General features: G+C 64.4%; 20 protein-coding genes. 13 read left to right on the top strand and 7 right to left on the bottom strand.

Annotated elements, in window-relative coordinates; genetic code table 11:
- Positions 1-21: 21 nt before the first annotated feature.
- On the top strand, positions 22-1065 hold the full coding sequence (locus tag BDK88_RS12730) for an NAD(P)/FAD-dependent oxidoreductase (protein WP_130500748.1): 1044 nt from the start codon (positions 22-24) through the stop codon (positions 1063-1065).
- Here BDK88_RS12730 and trkA read toward each other — a convergent pair.
- The 6 genes from trkA to BDK88_RS12700 form a co-directional block, all read right to left on the bottom strand.
- Complete coding sequence (trkA, locus tag BDK88_RS12725; protein ID WP_130500747.1) at positions 1060-2397, bottom strand: Trk system potassium transporter TrkA; 1338 nt, start codon at positions 2395-2397, stop codon at positions 1060-1062. The genes BDK88_RS12730 and trkA overlap by 6 nt on opposite strands.
- 154 nt (positions 2398-2551) lie before the next feature.
- Positions 2552-3073: an SRPBCC family protein gene (locus BDK88_RS12720; RefSeq protein WP_130500746.1), complete on the bottom strand. Its 522-nt coding sequence runs from the start codon at positions 3071-3073 to the stop codon at positions 2552-2554.
- Positions 3074-3145: 72 nt separating this feature from the next.
- Positions 3146-4333 (bottom strand): M48 family metalloprotease, encoded by a 1188-nt coding sequence (locus BDK88_RS12715; RefSeq protein WP_130500745.1) that lies wholly within the window; start codon positions 4331-4333, stop codon positions 3146-3148.
- 268 nt (positions 4334-4601) lie between these two features.
- Positions 4602-5123 (bottom strand): FKBP-type peptidyl-prolyl cis-trans isomerase, encoded by a 522-nt coding sequence (locus BDK88_RS12710; protein WP_130500744.1) that lies wholly within the window; start codon positions 5121-5123, stop codon positions 4602-4604.
- Positions 5120-6547 (bottom strand): sulfite oxidase, encoded by a 1428-nt coding sequence (locus tag BDK88_RS12705; protein WP_130500743.1) that lies wholly within the window; start codon positions 6545-6547, stop codon positions 5120-5122. Before BDK88_RS12705 ends, BDK88_RS12710 begins: the two co-directional genes overlap by 4 nt.
- 54 nt (positions 6548-6601) lie before the next feature.
- On the bottom strand, positions 6602-7039 hold the full coding sequence (locus tag BDK88_RS12700) for a plastocyanin/azurin family copper-binding protein (protein WP_242611671.1): 438 nt from the start codon (positions 7037-7039) through the stop codon (positions 6602-6604).
- 244 nt (positions 7040-7283) lie between these two features.
- Between BDK88_RS12700 and BDK88_RS12695 the strand changes: the two genes are divergently transcribed.
- Positions 7284-8036 (top strand): helix-turn-helix domain-containing protein, encoded by a 753-nt coding sequence (locus tag BDK88_RS12695; protein WP_130500742.1) that lies wholly within the window; start codon positions 7284-7286, stop codon positions 8034-8036.
- 31 nt (positions 8037-8067) lie between these two features.
- On the opposite strand, the gene BDK88_RS12690 is transcribed toward BDK88_RS12695, so the two are convergent.
- Positions 8068-8304 carry a DUF2061 domain-containing protein gene (locus BDK88_RS12690; RefSeq protein ID WP_130500741.1) on the bottom strand — a complete coding sequence of 79 codons (237 nt, stop codon included), beginning with the start codon at positions 8302-8304 and terminating at the stop codon, positions 8068-8070.
- Positions 8305-8490: 186 nt separating this feature from the next.
- Between BDK88_RS12690 and BDK88_RS12685 the strand changes: the two genes are divergently transcribed.
- From BDK88_RS12685 to BDK88_RS12635, 11 genes are all read left to right on the top strand, one after another.
- The gene (locus BDK88_RS12685; RefSeq protein WP_130500740.1) at positions 8491-9228 is read left to right on the top strand and encodes an NAD(P)/FAD-dependent oxidoreductase; all 738 of its coding nucleotides are present in this window, start codon (positions 8491-8493) and stop codon (positions 9226-9228) included.
- Between the two features lie 138 nt (positions 9229-9366).
- Positions 9367-10101: a competence/damage-inducible protein A gene (locus BDK88_RS12680; protein ID WP_130500739.1), complete on the top strand. Its 735-nt coding sequence runs from the start codon at positions 9367-9369 to the stop codon at positions 10099-10101.
- Positions 10102-10171: 70 nt separating this feature from the next.
- On the top strand, positions 10172-11344 hold the full coding sequence (coaBC, locus tag BDK88_RS12675) for a bifunctional phosphopantothenoylcysteine decarboxylase/phosphopantothenate--cysteine ligase CoaBC (RefSeq protein WP_130500738.1): 1173 nt from the start codon (positions 10172-10174) through the stop codon (positions 11342-11344).
- 193 nt (positions 11345-11537) lie between these two features.
- Positions 11538-12155, top strand: coding sequence for a DUF7344 domain-containing protein (locus BDK88_RS12670; RefSeq protein WP_130500737.1), 618 nt, complete (start codon positions 11538-11540; stop codon positions 12153-12155).
- A gap of 126 nt (positions 12156-12281) precedes the next feature.
- On the top strand, positions 12282-12851 hold the full coding sequence (gene hpt / locus BDK88_RS12665; protein WP_130500736.1) for a hypoxanthine/guanine phosphoribosyltransferase: 570 nt from the start codon (positions 12282-12284) through the stop codon (positions 12849-12851).
- Positions 12852-13032: 181 nt separating this feature from the next.
- A complete protein-coding gene (locus BDK88_RS12660; protein ID WP_207225290.1) occupies positions 13033-14691 on the top strand; it encodes an ABC transporter substrate-binding protein in 1659 nt (552 codons plus the stop codon).
- 5 nt (positions 14692-14696) lie between these two features.
- The gene (locus BDK88_RS12655) at positions 14697-15644 is read left to right on the top strand and encodes an ABC transporter permease (protein ID WP_130500735.1); all 948 of its coding nucleotides are present in this window, start codon (positions 14697-14699) and stop codon (positions 15642-15644) included.
- Between the two features lie 3 nt (positions 15645-15647).
- Entirely contained in the window at positions 15648-16781 is a 1134-nt protein-coding gene (locus BDK88_RS12650) for an ABC transporter permease (protein ID WP_130500734.1), read from the top strand.
- Positions 16781-17860, top strand: a complete 1080-nt coding sequence (locus tag BDK88_RS12645; protein WP_130500733.1) for an ABC transporter ATP-binding protein — start codon at positions 16781-16783, stop codon at positions 17858-17860. Before BDK88_RS12650 ends, BDK88_RS12645 begins: the two co-directional genes overlap by 1 nt.
- A complete protein-coding gene (locus BDK88_RS12640) occupies positions 17857-19176 on the top strand; it encodes an ABC transporter ATP-binding protein (RefSeq protein WP_130500732.1) in 1320 nt (439 codons plus the stop codon). The genes BDK88_RS12645 and BDK88_RS12640 overlap by 4 nt, the downstream gene beginning before the upstream one ends.
- A complete protein-coding gene (locus BDK88_RS12635; RefSeq protein WP_130500731.1) occupies positions 19173-19661 on the top strand; it encodes a COG1361 family protein in 489 nt (162 codons plus the stop codon). The genes BDK88_RS12640 and BDK88_RS12635 overlap by 4 nt, the downstream gene beginning before the upstream one ends.
- The last annotated feature ends 378 nt before the right edge of the window (positions 19662-20039 follow it).

The following is a 20039-nucleotide window of genomic DNA, read 5'->3' as shown; positions in this document are numbered from 1 at the left end:
GCCCGGGTCCAAACTGCACCCATGACACATGTTGGGATCGTCGGGGCTGGCGTCGGCGCAGCAGCCGCGACGTACACTCTCGAGGAACCACGCGACGACGTGACCGTGACGGTCCTCGAGAAATCCGGCGGACTCTGTGGACGAGCCGCGACCAGACGCCGCGACGGGATCGTCTACGACTACGGCGCGAACTACGTCAAATCCGACGACGACCGAATCGTCGAGTTGCTGACGGAGACGCTCGACACCGAGGGGTTAGTCGACGTGACCGATCCCGTGTGGACGTTCGACCACACGGGCGAGGTGTCGCCGGGCGATGGCCGTGACGAACACAAGTGGACCTACCGCCAGGGATTGACTCAGATCGCAAAGCGGCTCTTTGCACGCACCGACGCGACCGTCCACCGCAAGACGCGCGTCGAGACGATTATCCGAACTGCGGACGAGACGTGGGAACTCGAGGACGCCTCCGGAACCCGGTGGGGCCCCTTCGACGTCCTGGTTCTGAATCCGCCAGCCCCGCAGACCGCCGAGTTGCTGCGGACGGCCGACTGGGAGAGCGACGCCCGCGAGTCGCTCCTCTCGGCCGTCGAAGGTGTTCCTTACCGAACGGTCTGGACCGGGGTCTTCCACTACCCGTTCGAACTCGAGCGTCCCTACTACGCGCTCGTGAATTCGGACAAGGCCCACGCGGTGGGCTGGGTCGGTCGCGAGGAGTGCAAACCCGGCCACGTCCCCGACGGCGAGTCGCTGCTGATCGTTCAGGCCACTCACGAGTGGTCGGTCGACCACTACGACGAGCCACCAGCCGACACGCTCGCGGAACTCGCGGCGCTGACTGCTGACCTCGTCGGCGACGAGCGCCTGCACGATCCAGACTGGACGGACCACCAGGGCTGGCGGTATGCGCTCCCGGAGGGGGAGGTCCCCCGCGAGCCACTCGCGCGTGCCGAACGCGCGGGCCTGTACTGTCTCGGCGACTGGGTCGCTGGCGAGGGACGCATCCACGCCGCGCTCCGAAACGGCCTCGCGGTCGGCGAGCGAGTCGCCGACGCCGACCTATAGCGCGGCGGTCGCTTTGTCGACTACTCTCGTATCGACGAAGACCACCACGTGATCGTCGCCCTCGATGACGGTCTCCCCGCGTGGCGTAATCAGCTCCCCATCGCGAGTGATCGCCCCGATGACGATTCCATCCGGAAGGTCAGCCATCGCCTCCTCGATCGGCGTCTCGAAGAGCACGCTGTCCGAACCGACCTCGATCTCGAGGACCTCGGCGCGGTCTGACTCGAGCATCGCGACGTTTTCCGTTCGTCGGGCGCGGGTAAAGCGGGTGATCTCCTCGGCAGTGACGAGACGGGGGTTGACACCGACGTCGAGCCCGACCGTCTCGAAGAGGTCGACGTACTCGCCGGCATCAACGACGCCGATGGTTCGCTCGACGCCGACCCGCTTTGCGAGCAGCGAGACCAGCAGGTTCTTTTCGTCGCTGTCGAGGGTGGCGACGACGAGGTCGGACTCGTCGACGTGTTCGCGGACGAGAAAGTCGATGTCGGTCGCGTCGCTTTGCAAGACCAGCGTCTCCGGCAGGTTCTCTGCCAGTTCCCGCGCCCGCGCGGGATCTTGTTCGACGAGTCGCGTGTCGATTCCCTCGGCTTCGAAGAGTCTGGCCGTCTGTGCGGCGATCTCGCCACCGCCGACGATGACGATCTCGCGGACGTCCTCGAGCGAGGGGGGTGGCGTCACGAAATCGGCAAACGAACGGACACTCTCCACGGAGCCAATGACGACGATGGCATCGTCGGCCCTGATGTCCGTCTCACCGGCCGGAATGATGATGTCGTCGCCACGCAAGAGTGCAGCGAACGTCAGCGACTCGTAGCGGTCGGCGTCCGAGACCGTCTCGCCGGCGAGCGGACTGTCGGCCATTACTTCGAACTCGGCCATCTGAACGAGCCCGTCGGCGAACGTCTCAGCGTCGTGTGCGCCGGGTAGGCCGGCGATCCGAACGATCGATTGGGCGGTCTGGAGGTTCGTCCCGACCATGAAATCGACGCCGAACGCCCCCTCGGATCGCTCCCAGGTCCGCAACAGGCCCGTTTGCTTGACGCGAGCGATCGTGAACGGATCGCCGACGGCCTTCGCCGCCCCGCAGATGACGATGTTCGTCTCGTCGATGTCGGTGCTTGCGATGACCAGATCCGCGTTCTCGATGCCGGCCTCCTCGAGCGTTTCGATGGCGGTGCCGTCGCCCTGGACGGTCAGCACATCGTGGGAGTACGTGATCGCCTCGATCCGGCTGGGGTCCGTGTCGATGACGACGACGTGGTGGTCGTGCTCGAGGCTCGCGGCGATGTTCGACCCAACCTGTCCTGCACCGACGACGATTACGCGCACCGGCGGCTCACCCGCGGCGATCGCGGACGCGAAACGGCGTGGCTCCGGCTCATGGTCTCGCTATCGGGTCCCGCCAGTAAGTCGGTTGGCCCTGCACTCGACTCGTGAACTGACCGGCCGGGCTAGCCGTCGGCAAGCAGTCTCCGACGGAGGATCAGGGCATCTCGTGGATCGTCAACTCGACGTTACGCCGCTGGCCCTCGATGTCGGCGACCAGTCGCTCGACGACGGTTTCCGCCTCCGCGAGCAGTTTGGGCTCGACCTTGTCGATGACCCAGTCTAACGAGACGAACCGCGGCAGCGAGATCGCGTTCGTATCCGCCGAGTAGGGGTTGTAGATGGCATCGAAGTAGATCCGACTCGCCGTCGGGGCGTCCGTCGGTGCCGATTCCGGCTCCGGTTCGACGCGCCACTCGCCGCGGGCGTCGATGTCGTTGACCAGCCGCCACTCGAGCGAGTGCGGCGGCGTAATGTCGGTCACCTTCGAGCGGGCGGTGTAGCTGAGTTTCCACCACGTCAGCGTGAGGTCGTAGACCGAGCCGACGTCGCCGTCGCCGTTGATCCGGACCTCCTTCAGATGGTCCGTATATCGCGGATAGTCGGCGAACGACCGCACATGCGGAAACACCTCCTCGGGTGACCGGTGGGCGAGCGTACTGAGGAGAATCCTGTCCACACCCATAGTAGGGCGCGTTCAAACGTAAGGATTTCTATAGGACCAATTGGAAGCCGCACATACTAGTGGCCCTCAGTCACTCGAGGCCGTTCGTGACCGTTCTCCATCGACGCCGTCGCGGAGCGCAGCGATGCGGTCTGCGATCGGCGGATGATGGGTCGCGAGACTGTAGAGGAGTCCTGCCTCGAGTCGAACGTCGTTTGCGTCGGCCAGCGTCTCGAGGGCGGCAATCGTCGCCTCGCGACCGACCGTTCGAGCCGCGTAGGCGTCCGCGCGAAACTCCTGCCAGCGCGCGAGCGCGCCCAGCAAGAAGACGCGATACAACACGTAGAGTCCGATGAGCGGCACGAAGTAGCCGACGAAGCCGAACGTGGCCTCGAGCCAGCCGAACTCGACCCGCTGGGCGACGAGCGCCCAGCCGCCAATGACAGCAACAGTGAGCGCCCCGCGTTGCCAGAGATGACGGTCCACGACGTGGCCGAACTCGTGAGCAAGGATTGCCTGGAGTTCGTCGTCGTCACACTCCTCGAGCAGGTAATCGGTCAGGAAGACGTATCGCCGTCTGGGAAGTGTGCCCGCGACGAGCGCGTTGGCGGTCTTGGTCGACTCGCCCTCGAGCAGGGAGATCTCGCGAGGGCGGTAGCCCGCCGCCGAACAGAGTCGCTCGATGCGCTTACGGCGCTGTCCCTCGAGCGGGACGTGATCTCGCGTGAGGACGTGTAGATACGGCGAGAGGCCGAAGCTGGCGAAGACGAGCCCGCCGAGCGTGACGATGAGGGCAAGCCGCGACACGCTGACGGCCGAGCCGAGCGCGATGACACCGCCGATTCCGACCACCGCAATGGCGATGGCGATCGTCAGCACAGTAACCACTTGCCTGACACGCCGCCACGCCGACGCCGTCGTCTCCCGCAGCGAGCGGACCGTAGGGTACGTTCCAAGTGTCATCGACACGAGTGGCACGGCGACAACGCCGAACGAAACCAGCACGGTCACGGCGAACTCGGGAACGTTGATCCCGAACAGCTCGGGTCCCGCCGTGTCGATGTGAGCCGTCGCGCGGTCCATCAGTCCGAACGCGTACACCCCCAGAATCGCGAGGGCTGGGAGTCCGAACCCGGCTGCCTGCTGGACGCGATTGAGGCGGTGCAGGCGGTCTTCGGTCGGCGTCTCCATCGCCTCGACGCGTCGAGCGTACGCTCGAAACCCGAAGAACGGCCCGACCGCAAGGACGAGAACGAACGCAGCGACGGCGAGCATAGCCTGTGTTCTGATAACACCCTCCTAAGTTATAGTTCCCATTCTACACGGCGTCCATCGACAAGGCACATGGTAACCCGAAGATTGCTGGGCACTAAAACGCGAATTATATCGACCAAGACGGTTCACACACCGATTGTACTCGAGACGTGACCGGCACCTATGAACAGTCGGCTGGCAGTATCAGCGACGACAGGCAGCGCCCCCAACACCGGACCCCTGAGCCGACACTGATCAGGGCGTCCCGACCCCGACGGCCGGCCACCGATCAAGATGCCCCGACCCCGTCTGCGGGCTCGACGTCGTGACCGGTCTCGGTAGCATGTGTCTCCAAGATCTTGATCTCGAACTCCACTCGTTCGCCAGCGAGTTCGTGATTGAAGTTGATCGTCACCGTCTCGTCGGAGACATCGACGATCCAGCCGATCTCGCCAGTCTCGCTCTCGACGAGTTCACCCACCTCGGCCGTCGTCTCGCTACGGGCCTCGAGTTCCTCGCGGGGAACCGTGACGATGGCGCTCTCATCGACGGTGCCGTAGGCCGATTCGGGCTCGAGGACGACCGTTTTCGTCTCGCCGTCGGCCATCCCCAGGACGGCCTCGTCGAGTCCCGGGAGGACGTGGCCCTCGCCGACGCGGAACTCGAGGGGTTTGAAATCGCGGGTGTCGTGGTAAATCCCCTCCTCGAGGGCAACGTCGACATCAGTGGTCTCGAACACCGCTCCTGCTGCCGGGCCGTCGACGAGGCGACCGGTCAGATGAACGATGGCGATGTGTCCAGGTTCGATCATGACTCCTCGACGGTGCAGTCGACGGCGTGGGGCATGTAGGCGTTGTTGCCGTAGCCGCTCTGGTTCCACGGATACTGGTCGTCCGCGATGCTCCGGAGCTGGTCATCCGGGTCGGAGATGGTCGCCGGCTGCGTGTAGCCCCGATCGTCGGTCGCCCGCGAGGCGAGCGTGTGGTCGCCCGTCGACGGATCTTCCCAGACATAGCGGAACTGCCGCCAGCCAGAGTTGCCATCGACCGGACCAAAGAACTCGGCTTCACCCCACGAGTCGCCGCCGTCGGTCGAGACTTCGACCATCTCGAGGCCGTCGTCGCCGGCCCACGCGACGCCGATGACCTCGATGGTGCCGGCGGGTGACGGCGAGACGGTCTGTCCTTCACCCGGATAGCCGATGAGTGACTTCTCGACCTGATCGTACATGTAGGCGTTGTTGATCGCGTCGGTCTGTTCCATCTGCTCGCGCGTGTCGTAGACCGGGATGTCCTCGTAGTGTTCTGCTCTGGTGTCTTCGTCGGGGACGATCCGATAGGAGTACTGCTGCCAGTGGGTGTAGGTCCGCTGTCCGTCTTCCGGCGCGCCTTCTTCTTCCCAGTCGGTGCCGATAACCATCGTCTCCATGACGTGCATCCGGTTGACCCATTTGACGTTGTTGCAGCCGAACCAGCCGGGCACGAGCAACCGGACCGGGAACCCGTGGTCGGGCGAGACCGGCGACCCGTTCATGTTGTACGCCAGCAACGTGTCGTCCAACACTTTCTCCATCGGGATCGACCGGGTGAAGACGTCTTCCCCTTCCGGGTGTTCGCCGCCCATCACGGTAAGGAAATACCCCTCGCTCGTCTCGGCTCCGTAATACTCGAGAATCTCAGACACCGGCGTCCCTGTCCAGACGGTGTTACCGACAGCACCGAACGTCCACTGGTTGCCACCGACTTGCGGGTCGAAGTACGACCGACCGTTCCCGGCACACTGCATCGTGTGGGTGACCGATTCGGTGCTGAAGGAGTGTTTGAGCTCCTCCATCGACAGGTCGACCTCATCGTCGACGAGCCCGGTCAGTGAGACGGTCCAGTCCGATTCCTCGATGTCGGGGGTCGGGTAGTGATTCCGGATGTAGTGTTCCTCACGCGGCGTAATGTAGTCCGTATACGTCGCTCTGGCGGCTGCCTCCGCGTTCTCCGGCTCCGGCGACAGGATTCGCAGCCCCGGATACCGTTCCTCGAGTGATGGACCGCCATCTCCGCCGCCGTCCCCGCCGTCCCCACCGTTCGATCCATTGCCGTCGCCGCTTTCTGCACAGCCGGCGAGAACGCCGACACCGGCCAGCGCCCCGGTTGCCATCAGAAATCGCCGTCGTTCGACGAACCGATCGCGTCGCGAGCCGTCCGCTGCCCCGTTCCCCTCGCTCGATTGCTGACGTGACATACCGTGTATTGTCCATGGTGGACAATATCAAACATTGGCTGGTCCACACCAACCCTACTCGGAGACAGTTACCGTCCCGACCATCCCCTGTCCGGCGTGGGGCGTACAGACGTAGACGTACTCGCCGGGGACGGGAAACTCGTGTTCGAAGGTTCCGTCGACGGCCATGATGGCGAAGTGGTCGTCACCCTCATAGGACGTAAACGGCTCTGCACCCTCCGGATTTTCACACTTCGGCGACGCGTCCGGATGGCTCGTGACGTTGTGTCCCTCGCTCAATGCGGTCCATCTGACGGTGTCGCCGACCGCGATCTCGACCGCTTCGGGCTCGAACCGGAGGCGTCCCTCTGGACCAACATCGACGTCGGTGACACCGCCGTTCTCGTCGTCTGTTCCGTTCTGCTCACCGGTATCGCCACTGGAACACCCTGCCAGGGCCATGCCAATCGTGACCGTCCCAGCCGTCCGAAGGAACGTGCGTCGTTCGATCATCGTACAGGCCATCGCAAGCCACGGGCCCCCATATAATCTGAATTGGCACAGGCCAACCGCAGCCCCCTCGAGACACAGTCATAATCGCCAGGAGACGTTACCGTCGTTTGATCACTCGTCTGGGATCGGCGGTCTAGACAGCGATCGGAACGATTTTTCAGCCCGTCTCGAGCCTTACGGAGAAGACGAGTCGCGTCTTAAAATAAATAGTACATATTTAACCACACCCATGGTATATTACCACATGCGCGAGCTGACTTTCGCGCTCGAGTATCAGGACGGGGTCGATCCCGTGATGGACGCGTTCATGGAATACCCAACGCTGTCCTCGGACTCGATCGCCAGTTGCGTCCGACGGGATCGGCTGTGGTGTATCGAGCGGTTCGTGGGACCCGAAACGGCGCTCGACCGGATCGAGCGCCTCAGACTCGAGGCGGACACGCCGACCGAAAAAATGACCGAGACGGACTGTGGCGCGGTTCGACAACACGAGGTTCTCGAGCGTTCCTCGACGACGCTCGTCTTCTACTCGTTTCTGAAACGGCTCCACACCTGTAACTCCGTGGCAGCCCTCGCGGCCAGACACCTCGACCTCGGGCTCGTCTTTCAGTCACAGCGACGCGGGAATTGCCACGAGTGGCGTCTGCTCATGCCATCGGACGAGAACGTCGACGTCTTCTCGGAAAAAGCCCAAACCCATCTCGATGACGGGGTCCGATTTACCATCGGTCGCCTCGGCGACGCCGAACAGTTAAACTACGACTCGCTGGCGACCGTCTCGATGCCCCGCGAACAGCGAGCCACACTCCGGGCGGCCATCGAACACGGCTACTACGAGACGCCACGGGAGATCACCATCAGCGAACTTGCGGCCGTCCTCGACGTGCCCCAATCGACGGTGTCCTATCGTCTCCGGCAAGCCGAAGCCCAACTCGCCAAGGGCTACCTCCATCGCTCCGATGAGACGTTCCGAACGCAGGCTGCACACTCCACATGATCGTGGCAGCAGGTTCCGGGCTCGTGTTCGGTCACGCGAGACGACCCCACGCGATGTGATCCCAGAGGCGTTCGTAGGCGTAGTACGTCCCGGTTTTGACCACGTTAGCCACGAGGCCGATGTCGATGGCAGTCCGTACGTCCCCGAGGACGACCCAGGCGACGACGACGGTGACCGCGACCATCAGAAGCCGATAGCCCAGCGTCTTGATCACCGCCCGCTTTCGCGCCTGAAACGGACGAGGCGTGCTGTCCGTTGAGCGATCCATAACACTACTAACCACGATCTGGGCGATAAATGTAACCAGTACAGGGTTCGTTATCTCATTCATATAATGATATCTGGTTTCTCCCCTTCGAACCGCAACGTACGGACTGGCACAACTGTGTGTGTCGCGTACTGAGCGCCGCCCAGCATGACAATCTTCTATACGCGGCCTCGACAAGCGCGAGCCATGCGAGACGTCTGTATCGTCGGCGGCGGCACCGCCGGCCTCGCCGCGTCGATCTTCACCGCCCGCGCGGGACTGGACACCCTCGTCGTTGACGGGGGCGAATCGATCCTCGCGCGCAACGCTAGCCTCGAGAACTACCCCGGCTTCCCGGACGGCGTCGACGCCCGTCGGTACCTGCAACTCACCCGCGAACAGGCCCGAAAAGCAGGTGCAGAATTCGAACTCGGGCGTGTGACGCGTGCCGAGCCGATCGATGAGGACGATCTCGAGGAGGGCTTCGTCCTCGAGATCGAGGGCGGCGAACCGATCGAGACGCGCCGTATTATCGCGGCTTCGTGGTCGGACAGCGAGTATCTCGTCCCGTTAGACGTAGGCCGCATCCAGCGCGGGAGCAAACACTTCGTCGACACCGACGACGCCGGTCGGACGGCCGTCGACGGCGTCTATGCTGCGGGCCGACTCGCGGACGAACCCCATCAGGCGATCGTCGCGGCCGGCCACGGCGCGAAAGTCGGGCTCGCCGTAATCCACGACTCGGATGCGAACTTCTATCACGACTGGGTCGTCCCCGCGGGCTACTTCACCGGCCGCGGCCGCGAGGTGCCACCGGGCTGTGAGGAGATCGACGACGAAGAGCGCCGCGCGCGTGACGAACAGGCACGAACGCGGCTGCTCGAGGCCTTCGCGGAACCGCTTGATGAGGTGCCGACGATGCACCCGAGCGTCGAGGACGACTGAGTCATACGGACTGCTGTCAGTCAGTTCCGGCGCACCCGCAGGACGGTCGCGGGTACGCCGGTAAATCGTGACAGCAGACCGTATCAGCCACGCGACGCGACCGTATCCTTTTGCCGAACGCGTGCGTCGACTCGGTCGATGGAGGTCGCCATCCTCACCGTCGGCGACGAAGTACTCGCCGGGGATATCGCGAACACGAACGCACAGTGGCTCGCGACCCGGCTGACCGACAGCGGCGTGACCGTCGACCGAATCCTGACGCTCCCAGACGATCGTGACCGCATTGCGGCGACGATCGACGAGTGGACGGCTGACGTCGACGCCGTGATCGTGACTGGTGGCCTCGGCGGCACCCACGACGACGTCACCGCCGACGCGCTTGCGGACGCGTTCGACCGCGAGCTGGTCGTCGACGAAACTGTCCGACAGGACGTCATCGAGACCGTCGCGAACTACCGGAATCTCGATCCTGAGACGGTCACGGCCGCGGAACTCGACTTCGATGTCGACGCGTGGGCGGCGCTGCCCGCTGGGAGCCGCCCCCTGCACAATCCGGAGGGGCTGTGCCCCGGCTGTGTCCTCGAGAGCGTCTACGCGTTCCCGGGCGTGCCCGCGGAGATGCAGGCGTTGTTCGAGCAGGTCGCCGCGGAGTTCGATGGCGAGACGATCTCGCGGATCGCGTACACGCCCCAGCCGGAGGGGACGATGGCCGAGGCCATCGACGGCGTTCGCGAGCACTTCGACGTGACGATCGGCAGCTATCCGGCGACGGAGCGACAAAACCGGCTGAAGGTGACCGGCACCGATCCTGCAACCGTCGACGCGGCCCTCGAGTGGCTCGCCGAGCGGGTCGATCTCGTAGCCGAGGAGTAGAACAGGTGCCGGCGCGCAGTCGGCGACGCCTCGCTACGCTTAACACACCCCGAGAGAGACTAGCAGCCGAATGCTCGAGGGAGTCAACGTCGCGCTCGGAGTGACGGGGTCGATCGCGGCCGTCAAGACGGTCGAACTGGCCCACGAGTTGCGACGCCAGGGTGCCACAGTTCGCGGGGTGATGACCGGCAGTGCACAGGGGATCATCCACCCCTGGGCCGTCGAGTTCGCCACCGACAACGACGTGGTCACGGAGATCACCGGCAGCGTCGAACACGTCGAGCTCTGTGGGTACGACGGCTGGGCCGACGTCTTTCTGATCGCACCAGCGACGGCCAACACCGTCGGCAAGATCGCCGGGGCCGTCGACGACACGCCCGTGACGACGTGTGCGACGACCGCACTCGGTGCCGACACGCCGGTCGTGATCGCCCCCGCGATGCACGAACCGATGTACGACCACCCCGGCGTGCTCGAGGCGATCGACACCGTCGCCGAGTGGGGCGTCGAGTTCGTCGACCCGCGCATCGAGGAAGGGAAAGCCAAGATCGCAAGCGAGGACGCAATCGTCTCCGACGTGGCCCGTGCGGCCGGCGACCGGCCGCTTGCAGGCAAGCACGTCGTCGTGACCAGCGGGGCGACCAGCGAGGCGATCGATCCCGTCCGCGTCATCACGAACCGCTCGTCGGGGAAGATGGGCCGCGCCGTCGCACAGGCCTGCTACGTCCGCGGCGCAGACGTAACGCTCGTCCACGACGGTCCCGACGTGCCCTACGCCACAGTCCAGCAGGTCGAAAGCGCCGCGGAGATGCTCGCGGCCACTCGCGAGGCCTGTGACGACGCCGACACGCTCGTCTCGGTGGCCGCCATCAGCGACTACACCGTCGAGGCAAGCGACGAGAAGTTGCGTTCGGGACAGGAGCTCACGCTCGAGCTCGAGCCGACGCCGAAACTCATCGACGAGATTCGCGACGAGTACCCCGAGTTGCCGATCGTCGGCTTCAAAACCGAGACCTCCGGCGACGAGGGGGCGATGATCGAACAGGCCAGACAGACCTTGGAGCGGGCCGGGCTCGCCTTTGTCGTCGCCAACGACGCGAGCGTAATGGGATCGGAGACGACGTGTGCCCTGTTGGTCCACGCGGACGACGCCGCTCGCTACGAGGGGACGAAAGCTGGATTGGGTGGCGAGATCGCCGACTCGATCGCGGCGATGCTTGGCGTCGGGTCGACGGGCAGCTAAGGTCGGAAGGGAGAATTATGTCTATTTATCAACAGATGTAACTCGCCGTGTGGCTGGGCCGTGACCTCGTGACACCACCGCTCTCGACAAGCCCGTCAAGACAATTATATGGATGGAATTCATTCGTTCGAACTAATGAGTATTCGATCTTATCAAAGGGGAGTGCAAGGCCGGGCCGGCCCGGCACTGGGAGGTGACTGAGGTGGCACAACAGCTACGGACTGAGGACGCTTCGACGGCCGACAGTGACGAGCACGACGTGACCGACGAACCGCTCTCGAAAGGCGAGGTCTTCGAAGTCCTGCGGAACCAGCGACGGCGCTACGTCGTGCAGTATCTCAAACAGGACGAGCGGCCGGTCGAACTCGGCGATCTCGCCCAGCAAGTCGCCGCCTGGGAGTACGACACGACACTCGAGGGTGTCACACCCGAGCAGCGAAAGCGGGTCTATACGACGCTCCAGCAGACCCATCTCCCGAAGATGGACTCGACCGGCATTCTCCGCTTCGACTCCGATCGGGGCCTCATCGAGTCGACCGACCGAACCCGAGACATCAGCGTCTATCTCGAGATCGTCCCCGGCCGAGAGTTCGCATGGCGGGAGCTATATCTCTCCATGGGGGCGATCAGTTGTGCACTGGCCGCGTCGCTCTGGCTGGAGATCTATCCGCTAAGCCAGTTCTCGGATCTGACCTGGCTGTCCGTCATCGCAGGCATGTTCACGGTCACAGCGGCTGCACACATCTACTACGAGCGAAACATGCGTCTCGGACACGGCGACCAGCCGCCGGAACTCAGCTACAACGAGTGACGACTGGCAGTGAACACCCCGGCCAGCCCGGACTCGTGATCGTGTGGGCAGCAAACACATCCCGCCGCTTGGCGGCTCACTCGGCCGGATCGTCAACTTTTACTCTCCGACCGTCCGACCGACGACATGGATCAACTCAAGCAGTCCCTCCTCGACGCGCCGATCATCGAGAAGAACGGCTATCATTACTTCGTGCACCCGATCAGCGACGGCCTCCCCAAACTCGAGCCGGGTCTGTTGCGCGAGATCGTCATCCGAATCATCCGCAAGGCCGAACTCGAGGACGTCGATCGGATCGTCACGCCTGCAGCGATGGGCATTCACATCTCGACGGCTGTCTCGCTGATGACCGACATCCCGCTGACCGTGATCCGAAAGCGCAAGTACGGGCTCGAGGACGAGGTCGCGATCTCCCAGCAGACCGGCTACTCGGAGAACGAGATGTACATCAACGACGTCCGCGAGGGCGAGCGCGTGCTCGTCATCGACGACGTGCTCTCGACGGGCGGGACGCTCGCAGCGGTGCTCACCGCACTGGACGACATCGGTGCGGAAGTCATCGACACGGTCGCCGTGATCAAGAAGGTCGGCGGCGAAAACAAGGTCGACGACGCCGGCTACGACGTCAAGACGCTGATCAACGTCGATGTCGTCGATGGCGAGGTCGTCATCGTCGACGAGGAAGGCGATTCGTAAGCGAGCGTCGACGCCTGTTCCAGCACCCGCCGCTGGATCGACCGCAGACGAGAGGCTGGATTGTCACCGGTGACTGTGGAGTTCGGACGACGAGTAGCGACAGGACTCGCTGTCGGCGGTCGAATCGGTCCATGTCGGCCCAACACAAGGAATATGGTCGCAGAATCGGAATCTCACGCGTATGGCTGGGAATAGTGTCGGGTCAGGTGAACGCACTCGGCTGGGACGGCGTTCGTTTCTGACGCGTGCGGGGGCCCTTGGGGGTGCAGGACTGGCAGGCTGTCTCAACTTCGACAGCGCCACGACCGACGGACCGGCCGCGGAACTGATCGAGGAGGGATTCGCGGCAGCGGACATCGAGCCGCCGTTCGAAACGACGATCGCCATCACGCAGGACGAAGAGCGAACCCGGTTCGCACAGCTCCTTCAGAGCGAACTCGACGGAACCGGCTTTTTCGATGTCGAAATCGAATCGCGGGATTTCGGCTCGCACGTCGAGGCGATGCTTTCTGCGGCAGACACGGAAGAAAACGCCATCTTCGTTTCGAGTTTGACCGGCGGCTGGGATCCCAGCAACTACGTCACCATGCTCTTTCACTCGGAGAACCGGACGCCAAACGGGCTCAACGTCGGCCACTACGAAAACGAAACCGTCGACGAGTACATCGATGCTGGGCTCACCGAGACCGACCCCGACGAACGTGTCGAGATCTATCGGAACCTCCAAAAAGAACTGGTCGCGGACTCGCCGGCATCGTTCGTCCGGTTTCGCGAGGCCACCCACGTCTGGAATGGCGATGTCGTCAACGACTGGCAGACGTACCCGCTGCAGCCGGGCTCATACTACGCGGTGTACGCCCCCTGGGCCGGTGTCTACACCGACCTCGAGAACGAAACCGAATTCGTCGGCGATTTCGGCAGCGATGTCACGAACTACGATCCCGTCGAAATAAATGGCACCGTCTCGAGTCAGGCGACGGCGCTCGTCTACGAGCAACTCGTCGGCGTCGACTTCGACGGCGAGGTCCAGCCGATGCTCGCGACCGACTGGGAACAACTCGACGCGACGACGTATCGGTTCTCTCTCCGCGAGGGCGTCGAGTTCCACAACGGCGAAGTGCTTACGGCTACCCACGTCAAGCGCTCGTTCGAGCGCTACGAGGGAACGACACGGGAGAGCGACGTCTACGACTGGTACGAGAGCAGCACGATCATCGACGATCACACGATCGAGATCAATTGCTGGCGGGAGTATGGCCCGTTCGAGACGGCACTGTTCAACGTCTCGATCGTCCCGCTGGCCGCGATCGATGGTGAAGGCGAAGCCGACCACGACCTCGAGACGGAGCCGATCGGAACCGGCCCATACCGGTTCGTCGAACACGAGTCTGGAACCCACTGGCGACTGCGCCGGTTCGACGACCACTGGTTTGCAGGCGACGAGACGGTCCCCGCGACCCCACCGATCGAAACCGTCACGCTCGAGATTATCACCGACCAATCGTCCCGGCAGGCAGCCCTCGAGCGCGGTGATCTCCACTTCAGCTACAACCTGCCGTCGGCGAGTCTCAGCGATTTCGAGGCGAACGACGACTATGGCGTCGGCCGGCGTGTCAGTGGTGGGTTCGATATGATTCTGTATCCCTGCTATCTGCCCCCGTTTTCGGAGCCGTCGGTTCGCCGCGGCTGTAACATGTTGGTTCCGCGCGAGCGTACCCTCGAGACCGTCTATCACGGCATCGGACAGGTGGCGTATACACCGATCTCACCGCTGCTCGAGGACTACGCAGCTGAATCGTTTCAGGAAGCGATCGCAAACGAGTACGTTCGCTCGAACTGACACTGATGTCACTCGGTCGATACGTGGGTCGACGGCTGGCGGTCACGGTGCCGGTCTTAGTCGGCGTCACCGCACTGACGTTCTCGTTCGTCCACCTGTTGCCGGGTGATGCGGTCGACGCGATCGTAGGCGTTCGAGACGTGAGCCCTGCGACCGAGGCGGCGATCCGGGCCGAATATCACCTCGATCAGCCGGTATGGGACCAATACCTGTTGTGGCTGCGTGATGCGCTCACCCTCGAGTTCGGCGAGTCGCCGGTCACCGGCCGCGACGTGTCGGCGACGATCAGCCGCCGGCTTCCGGCGACGCTCGCACTCGGTGGGGCGGCGTGGCTGCTCGCGCTCGCGATCGGCATTCCCGCAGGGATCGTCGCCGCCGTCAGCGCGGGCGAGCCGGCCGACGAGGCCGGGCGGATCGCGGCGCTTGCCGGGATCGCGACGCCGAACTTCTGGCTCGGCCTCATCCTGTTGTTCGTCTTCAGCGTCCGGCTCGGCTGGTTTCGGGTTCTCCCACCGGACGCACCGCTCGTGAGTCTCGCGACCGCGAAGTTTCTCGTGTTACCGACGATCACGCTGGGAACAGCTTCGGCCGCGCTCGTCATGCGCCTGCTCCGGTCGTCGGTGCGACGAGAACTCGACGCACCGTATGTCACAGCCGCGCGCGCGAAGGGGCTCCCGGAACGGACGGTGATCCTGAAACACGTCTTGCGAAACGCCTTCCTGCCGGTCGTCACCGTCGCTGGCCTCCAGCTTGCGTTCCTGGTCGACGGGGCCGTCGTCGTCGAGGGGATCTTCTCCTGGCCGGGTATGGGCCGACTGCTGGTACGGTCGATTCTTCGGCGGGATTACCCCGTTATTCAGGCGATCGTCCTCGTCATTGGCACCGCGATCGTCCTTGCAAATCTGCTCGTCGACATCGTCTACGCGATCCTCGATCCACGCATTCGATACTAACAGATGAGCGACCGACAGCCCACCACCGACCGCGGCCGCATTCGCATCGTCGGCTTCGACGATGCCGCCGAACAGAAGCGGGACAGCGACACGAGTAGCGACGCTGCCAACGCAGATGGCGCGGCGACTGACCAACACATCGCCTCGAGGGCGGCCACAGGCATCGAATCGACGACAGCGTCGACGTCGGCGCTCGCTCAGCCAGGACGTCGTCTCGAGAACGCGTGGCGGCGGTTCCGCCGGAACCGGTCGGCAATGGCCGGGCTGGCAGTCCTCATCGTCATGACGGTGCTCGCAGTCTTCGCCCGGCCGATCGCGGTGTCGACGACCGAGGTGACGATCACGCTGCAGCCGTTCTCGCTGGCACCCTCCGATCCAGCTGCGATGTTCGTCGGGCCGCCGAACGCCCCGCCCTCGCTGGCACATCCTTTCGGAACCGACTGGGCGGGCCGCGATCAGTTCTCGCGGGTGCTCGTCGGCGGTCGGTACACGCTCAGTATCGGTCTCGTCGCCGTCGGGCTGGCGCTCTGTGTCGGCGTTCCGCTGGGTGCGATCGCCGGCTATTTCGGCGGCTGGATCGACGAGGTGATCATGCGGATCGTCGACGTGCTCTATGCGTTCCCGTTTCTGGTGTTGGCGATCGCCATCGTTCCGATCCTCGAGCCGGTGCCGATCCTCGGGAGCGGCTACTGGACGGTGGTGGTCGCACTCGCCGTCACCGGCTGGGTCGGCTACGCCAGACTGATACGCGGCGAAGTCCTCTCGGTGCGCGAACGCGAGTACGTTACGGCCGCGCGGGCGCTCGGCGTTCCCGATCGGACGATTATCCGACGGCACGTCGTGCCAAACGCCATCGCCCCCGTCGTCGTCCAGGCGACGCTCAACATCGGGACGGTCGTCCTCACTGCGGCGGCGCTTGGCTTTCTCGGCCTCGGTCTCGAGCCCGGCAGCGCCGAGTGGGGCGCGATGCTCGCACAGGGCCGCAGCTCGCTGCTCCGGGGCGACTGGCACGTGACCGCCTTCCCCGGGCTCGCGATCTTCCTGTTCGTGCTGGCGATCAACCTCGTTGGTGACGGGATCAACGATGCGCTCGAGCCCGACCGGGACGTCGACGACGATCGGAGGCGGATGCGCTGATGGCGCTGCTCGAGGTTGAAGATCTGGTCGTCCAGTACTACACCGACGACGGCGTGGTTCGGGCGGTCGACGGCATCAGTTACGAGATCCGTGCCGGCGAGACGGTCGGCCTCGTCGGCGAGAGCGGAGCCGGGAAAAGCGCCGCCAGCCGCGCGGTGCTCCGCCTGCTCGACGGGGCAGGTGAGATCGTAGGCGGTGAAATTCGGTTTCGCGGCCGCGACATTCGCGAGTTATCGGCCGACGACCTCCGGGCGATCCGTGGCAACGAGATCGCGATGGTCTTTCAGGACGCCGGCGCGGCACTCAACCCCGTCTACACCGTCGGCGAACAGATCGCTGAGACGATCCGCGCCCACGAAGACGTCACCGACAGCGAAGCCCGTGACCGGACGATCGCCCTCCTCGATCGGGTCGGAATTCCGAACCCAGCTGCCCGATACGCCGACTACCCCCACGAGTTTTCCGGCGGAATGCAACAGCGGGCCGTCATCGCAATGGCGCTGTCCTGTGATCCCGCCGTGCTCATCTGCGACGAGCCGACGACCGGACTCGACGTGACGGTCCAGGCCGGCATCCTCGAGTTGCTCGCGGAGCTCGCAGCCAAATCAGAGACGGCGATCCAACTGGTGACTCACGATCTCGGCGTCGTCGCCGAGCTCTGTGACCGGGTGCTGGTCCAGTACGCCGGCGAGATCGTCGAGCGCGCGCCGGTCGACGAACTGTACTACGATCCCAAACACCCCTACACCGTCGGGCTGTTAGCCGCGACACCACGGCTCGGTGACGACCGCAAGCGTCTGCCGACGATTCCGGGGACGGCCCCCGATCTCGTGGCTCCGCCGACGGGCTGTCGGTTCCACCCGCGCTGTCCGTACGCGGAGGACTGCTGTGCCAGCCGTCGGCCGTCGCTTGTCGATCCGGTGTCAGGTCGGCCGGCCGATGGCGATCCCGACGCCCACGTCGCCGCCTGCCTCGAGTACACTGGCGACCTCGAGGCCGGGCTGGACTACGAGGTGCAGGTGAGAGACGATGCGGACAGTGACTGCCGCGAACAGAAACAGCAAGGTGAACCGCGATGACCGGCCGCGATGACGAGCCGCTGTTGCGCGCCGAGGGGCTTGCGACACACTATACCACCGCCGACGGCATCCTGGATCGGCTGCTCGGGCGCGGCGAGACGGTTCGGGCGGTCGACGGCGTCGACCTCGAGCTTCACGCCGGCGAGACGGTCGGTCTGGTCGGCGAGAGCGGCTGTGGCAAGACCACGCTCGGCCGCACGCTCGTCGGACTGCTCGAGCCCGCCGCTGGCTCGGTCACCTACCGCGGGACCGACCTCACCGCGTGCGCTCGAGGTGAGCTGCGGGAGCTGCGAAGCGAGATCCAGTACGTCTTTCAGGACCCGCTCTCGAGTCTGAATCCGCAGTTGACCGTCGCCGAGAGTATTGGCGAAGCGCTCGCAGTCCACGACGTGGTGCCGCCAGCGCGCCGCGACGAACGGGTTCGAGAGTTGCTCGAGACGGTCGGCCTGCAGGCCGATTACGCGACCCGATATCCCCACGAGTTCTCCGGCGGGCAGCGCCAGCGGATCGGCATCGCCCGCGCGCTCGCCGTCGAACCCGAGATGCTCATCTGCGACGAGCCGGTGTCCGCGCTCGACGTTTCGGTTCAGGCCGGGATTCTCAACCTGCTGGCCGACTTGCAAGACCGGTTTGGACTCTCCTATCTGCTGATCACCCACGACCTCTCGGTCGTCGAGCACCTCGCCGACCGGGTGGCCGTGATGTATCTCGGTCGGTTCGTCGAAACGGGACCGACCGCTGAGGTCTTTGCCGATCCCTCTCATCCCTACACCGAGGCACTGCTGTCTGCGATTCCCGAACCCGACCCCCGCTGGGACGGCGACCGGATCGTCCTCGAGGGAGCCGCCCCTTCGCCGAGCGACATCCCGCCGGGCTGCCGATTTCATCCGCGCTGTCCGCGGGTACTCCCGCCCGCGGCGTCCGACCTCGTCGACGACGAGTTCCGCGCCGTGATGGCGCTGCGAATCCGACTGAGCGACGTTGACGACGACGCTGGACTCGCGGCGCTGCTCCCGCGAGTTGACGACCACACAGCCGGTCCGGCTGCGCTCCGAGATGCCTACGACATCCCCCGACAGCTCTCCGATCCGGACGCCGACGACGCGCTCGCTGACGCGCTCGAGGCCGCCGTAGACGGAAATCTCGAGGACGCACGGACCCGGCTCGCGTCGGCGTTCGAGACGCCCTGTGAAACGACCGAACCGGTGCTAACGCCGGGGTCAGCATCCCATCCGATTGCTTGCCATCGGTTCGACGACCGGTTTACAGGTGATACCGACGCCGCCGAGTCCGGCACCCGACCGACCGACAAATGACTCGAGACGCCCGCCTACGCGAGCGCGCGACCGACGAGCGCACGCGGACGATCGACTGGGCGGCACTCAGCCACGCGGTGACGCCGCAGGCACTTCGCTATCCGGCGATCGATGTCGGCGTGTCGACGGACAAACGGCGGTACGAACCCGGCGACCCGGTCGACATCACGATCACGTTTCGCAACCGGCTCCCGATCCCGATCCGGATTCGGACGGATTCGCCGAACTACTGGTACTGGACCGTCGACGGACTCCGCTCGGCGTCACAGGTACCTCGAGCGGTGCCCGACCGGCCCGCCGCGTTTTCGTTCACGCGGCGTGAACGCAAACGCTTCCAGCGGCAGTGGCACCAGCGAATGCAAGTCAGCGAAGACGAATGGCAGCCGGTCGATCCCGGTACGTACACGCTTGCAGTGTCTCTCACTCGCTCGGACGCTGCTGCTCGCGGGCTCATCGATCACACCACCATCGAAATCGTCGACTGACCTGCTGGATTTCCGACGGTGGATTCGTGGCCAGCGGCTCGAGGAGGGTGTGCTCGAGCGCGGCGCTGAACGGTTGTCATCGGCGTGTTCACGGTCAGAAAGCGCGAGAAGGCGTTGAATTGTGAGTCACTCCTCGTTCTGTGCTGTCCGATTCGAGATCCGACCGTGCTCGAGATGGAACTCCCGGATTCGGTCACGCCAAAACGTCGCGGGAGGAAGATTTGAGCCACGCCGACTTCGGTCGCTTCGGTCCCTCGTCGTCTAGTTCAAATCTACTCGTCGTCTTTCGACGAATTCCGGACTCACTCCTCGCTCCACTCGTTGTTCGTCGGTGAATTCGTCAAAAGTAGCGGGAGGTAGATTTGAACCACGGTCGCA

This window comes from Natrinema hispanicum, assembly GCF_004217335.1.
GTDB classification, from domain to species: Archaea; Halobacteriota; Halobacteria; order Halobacteriales; family Natrialbaceae; genus Natrinema; species Natrinema hispanicum.
Note: the sequence above shows the minus strand (reverse complement) of the source record. Positions and strands in the feature narration are given on the sequence as shown.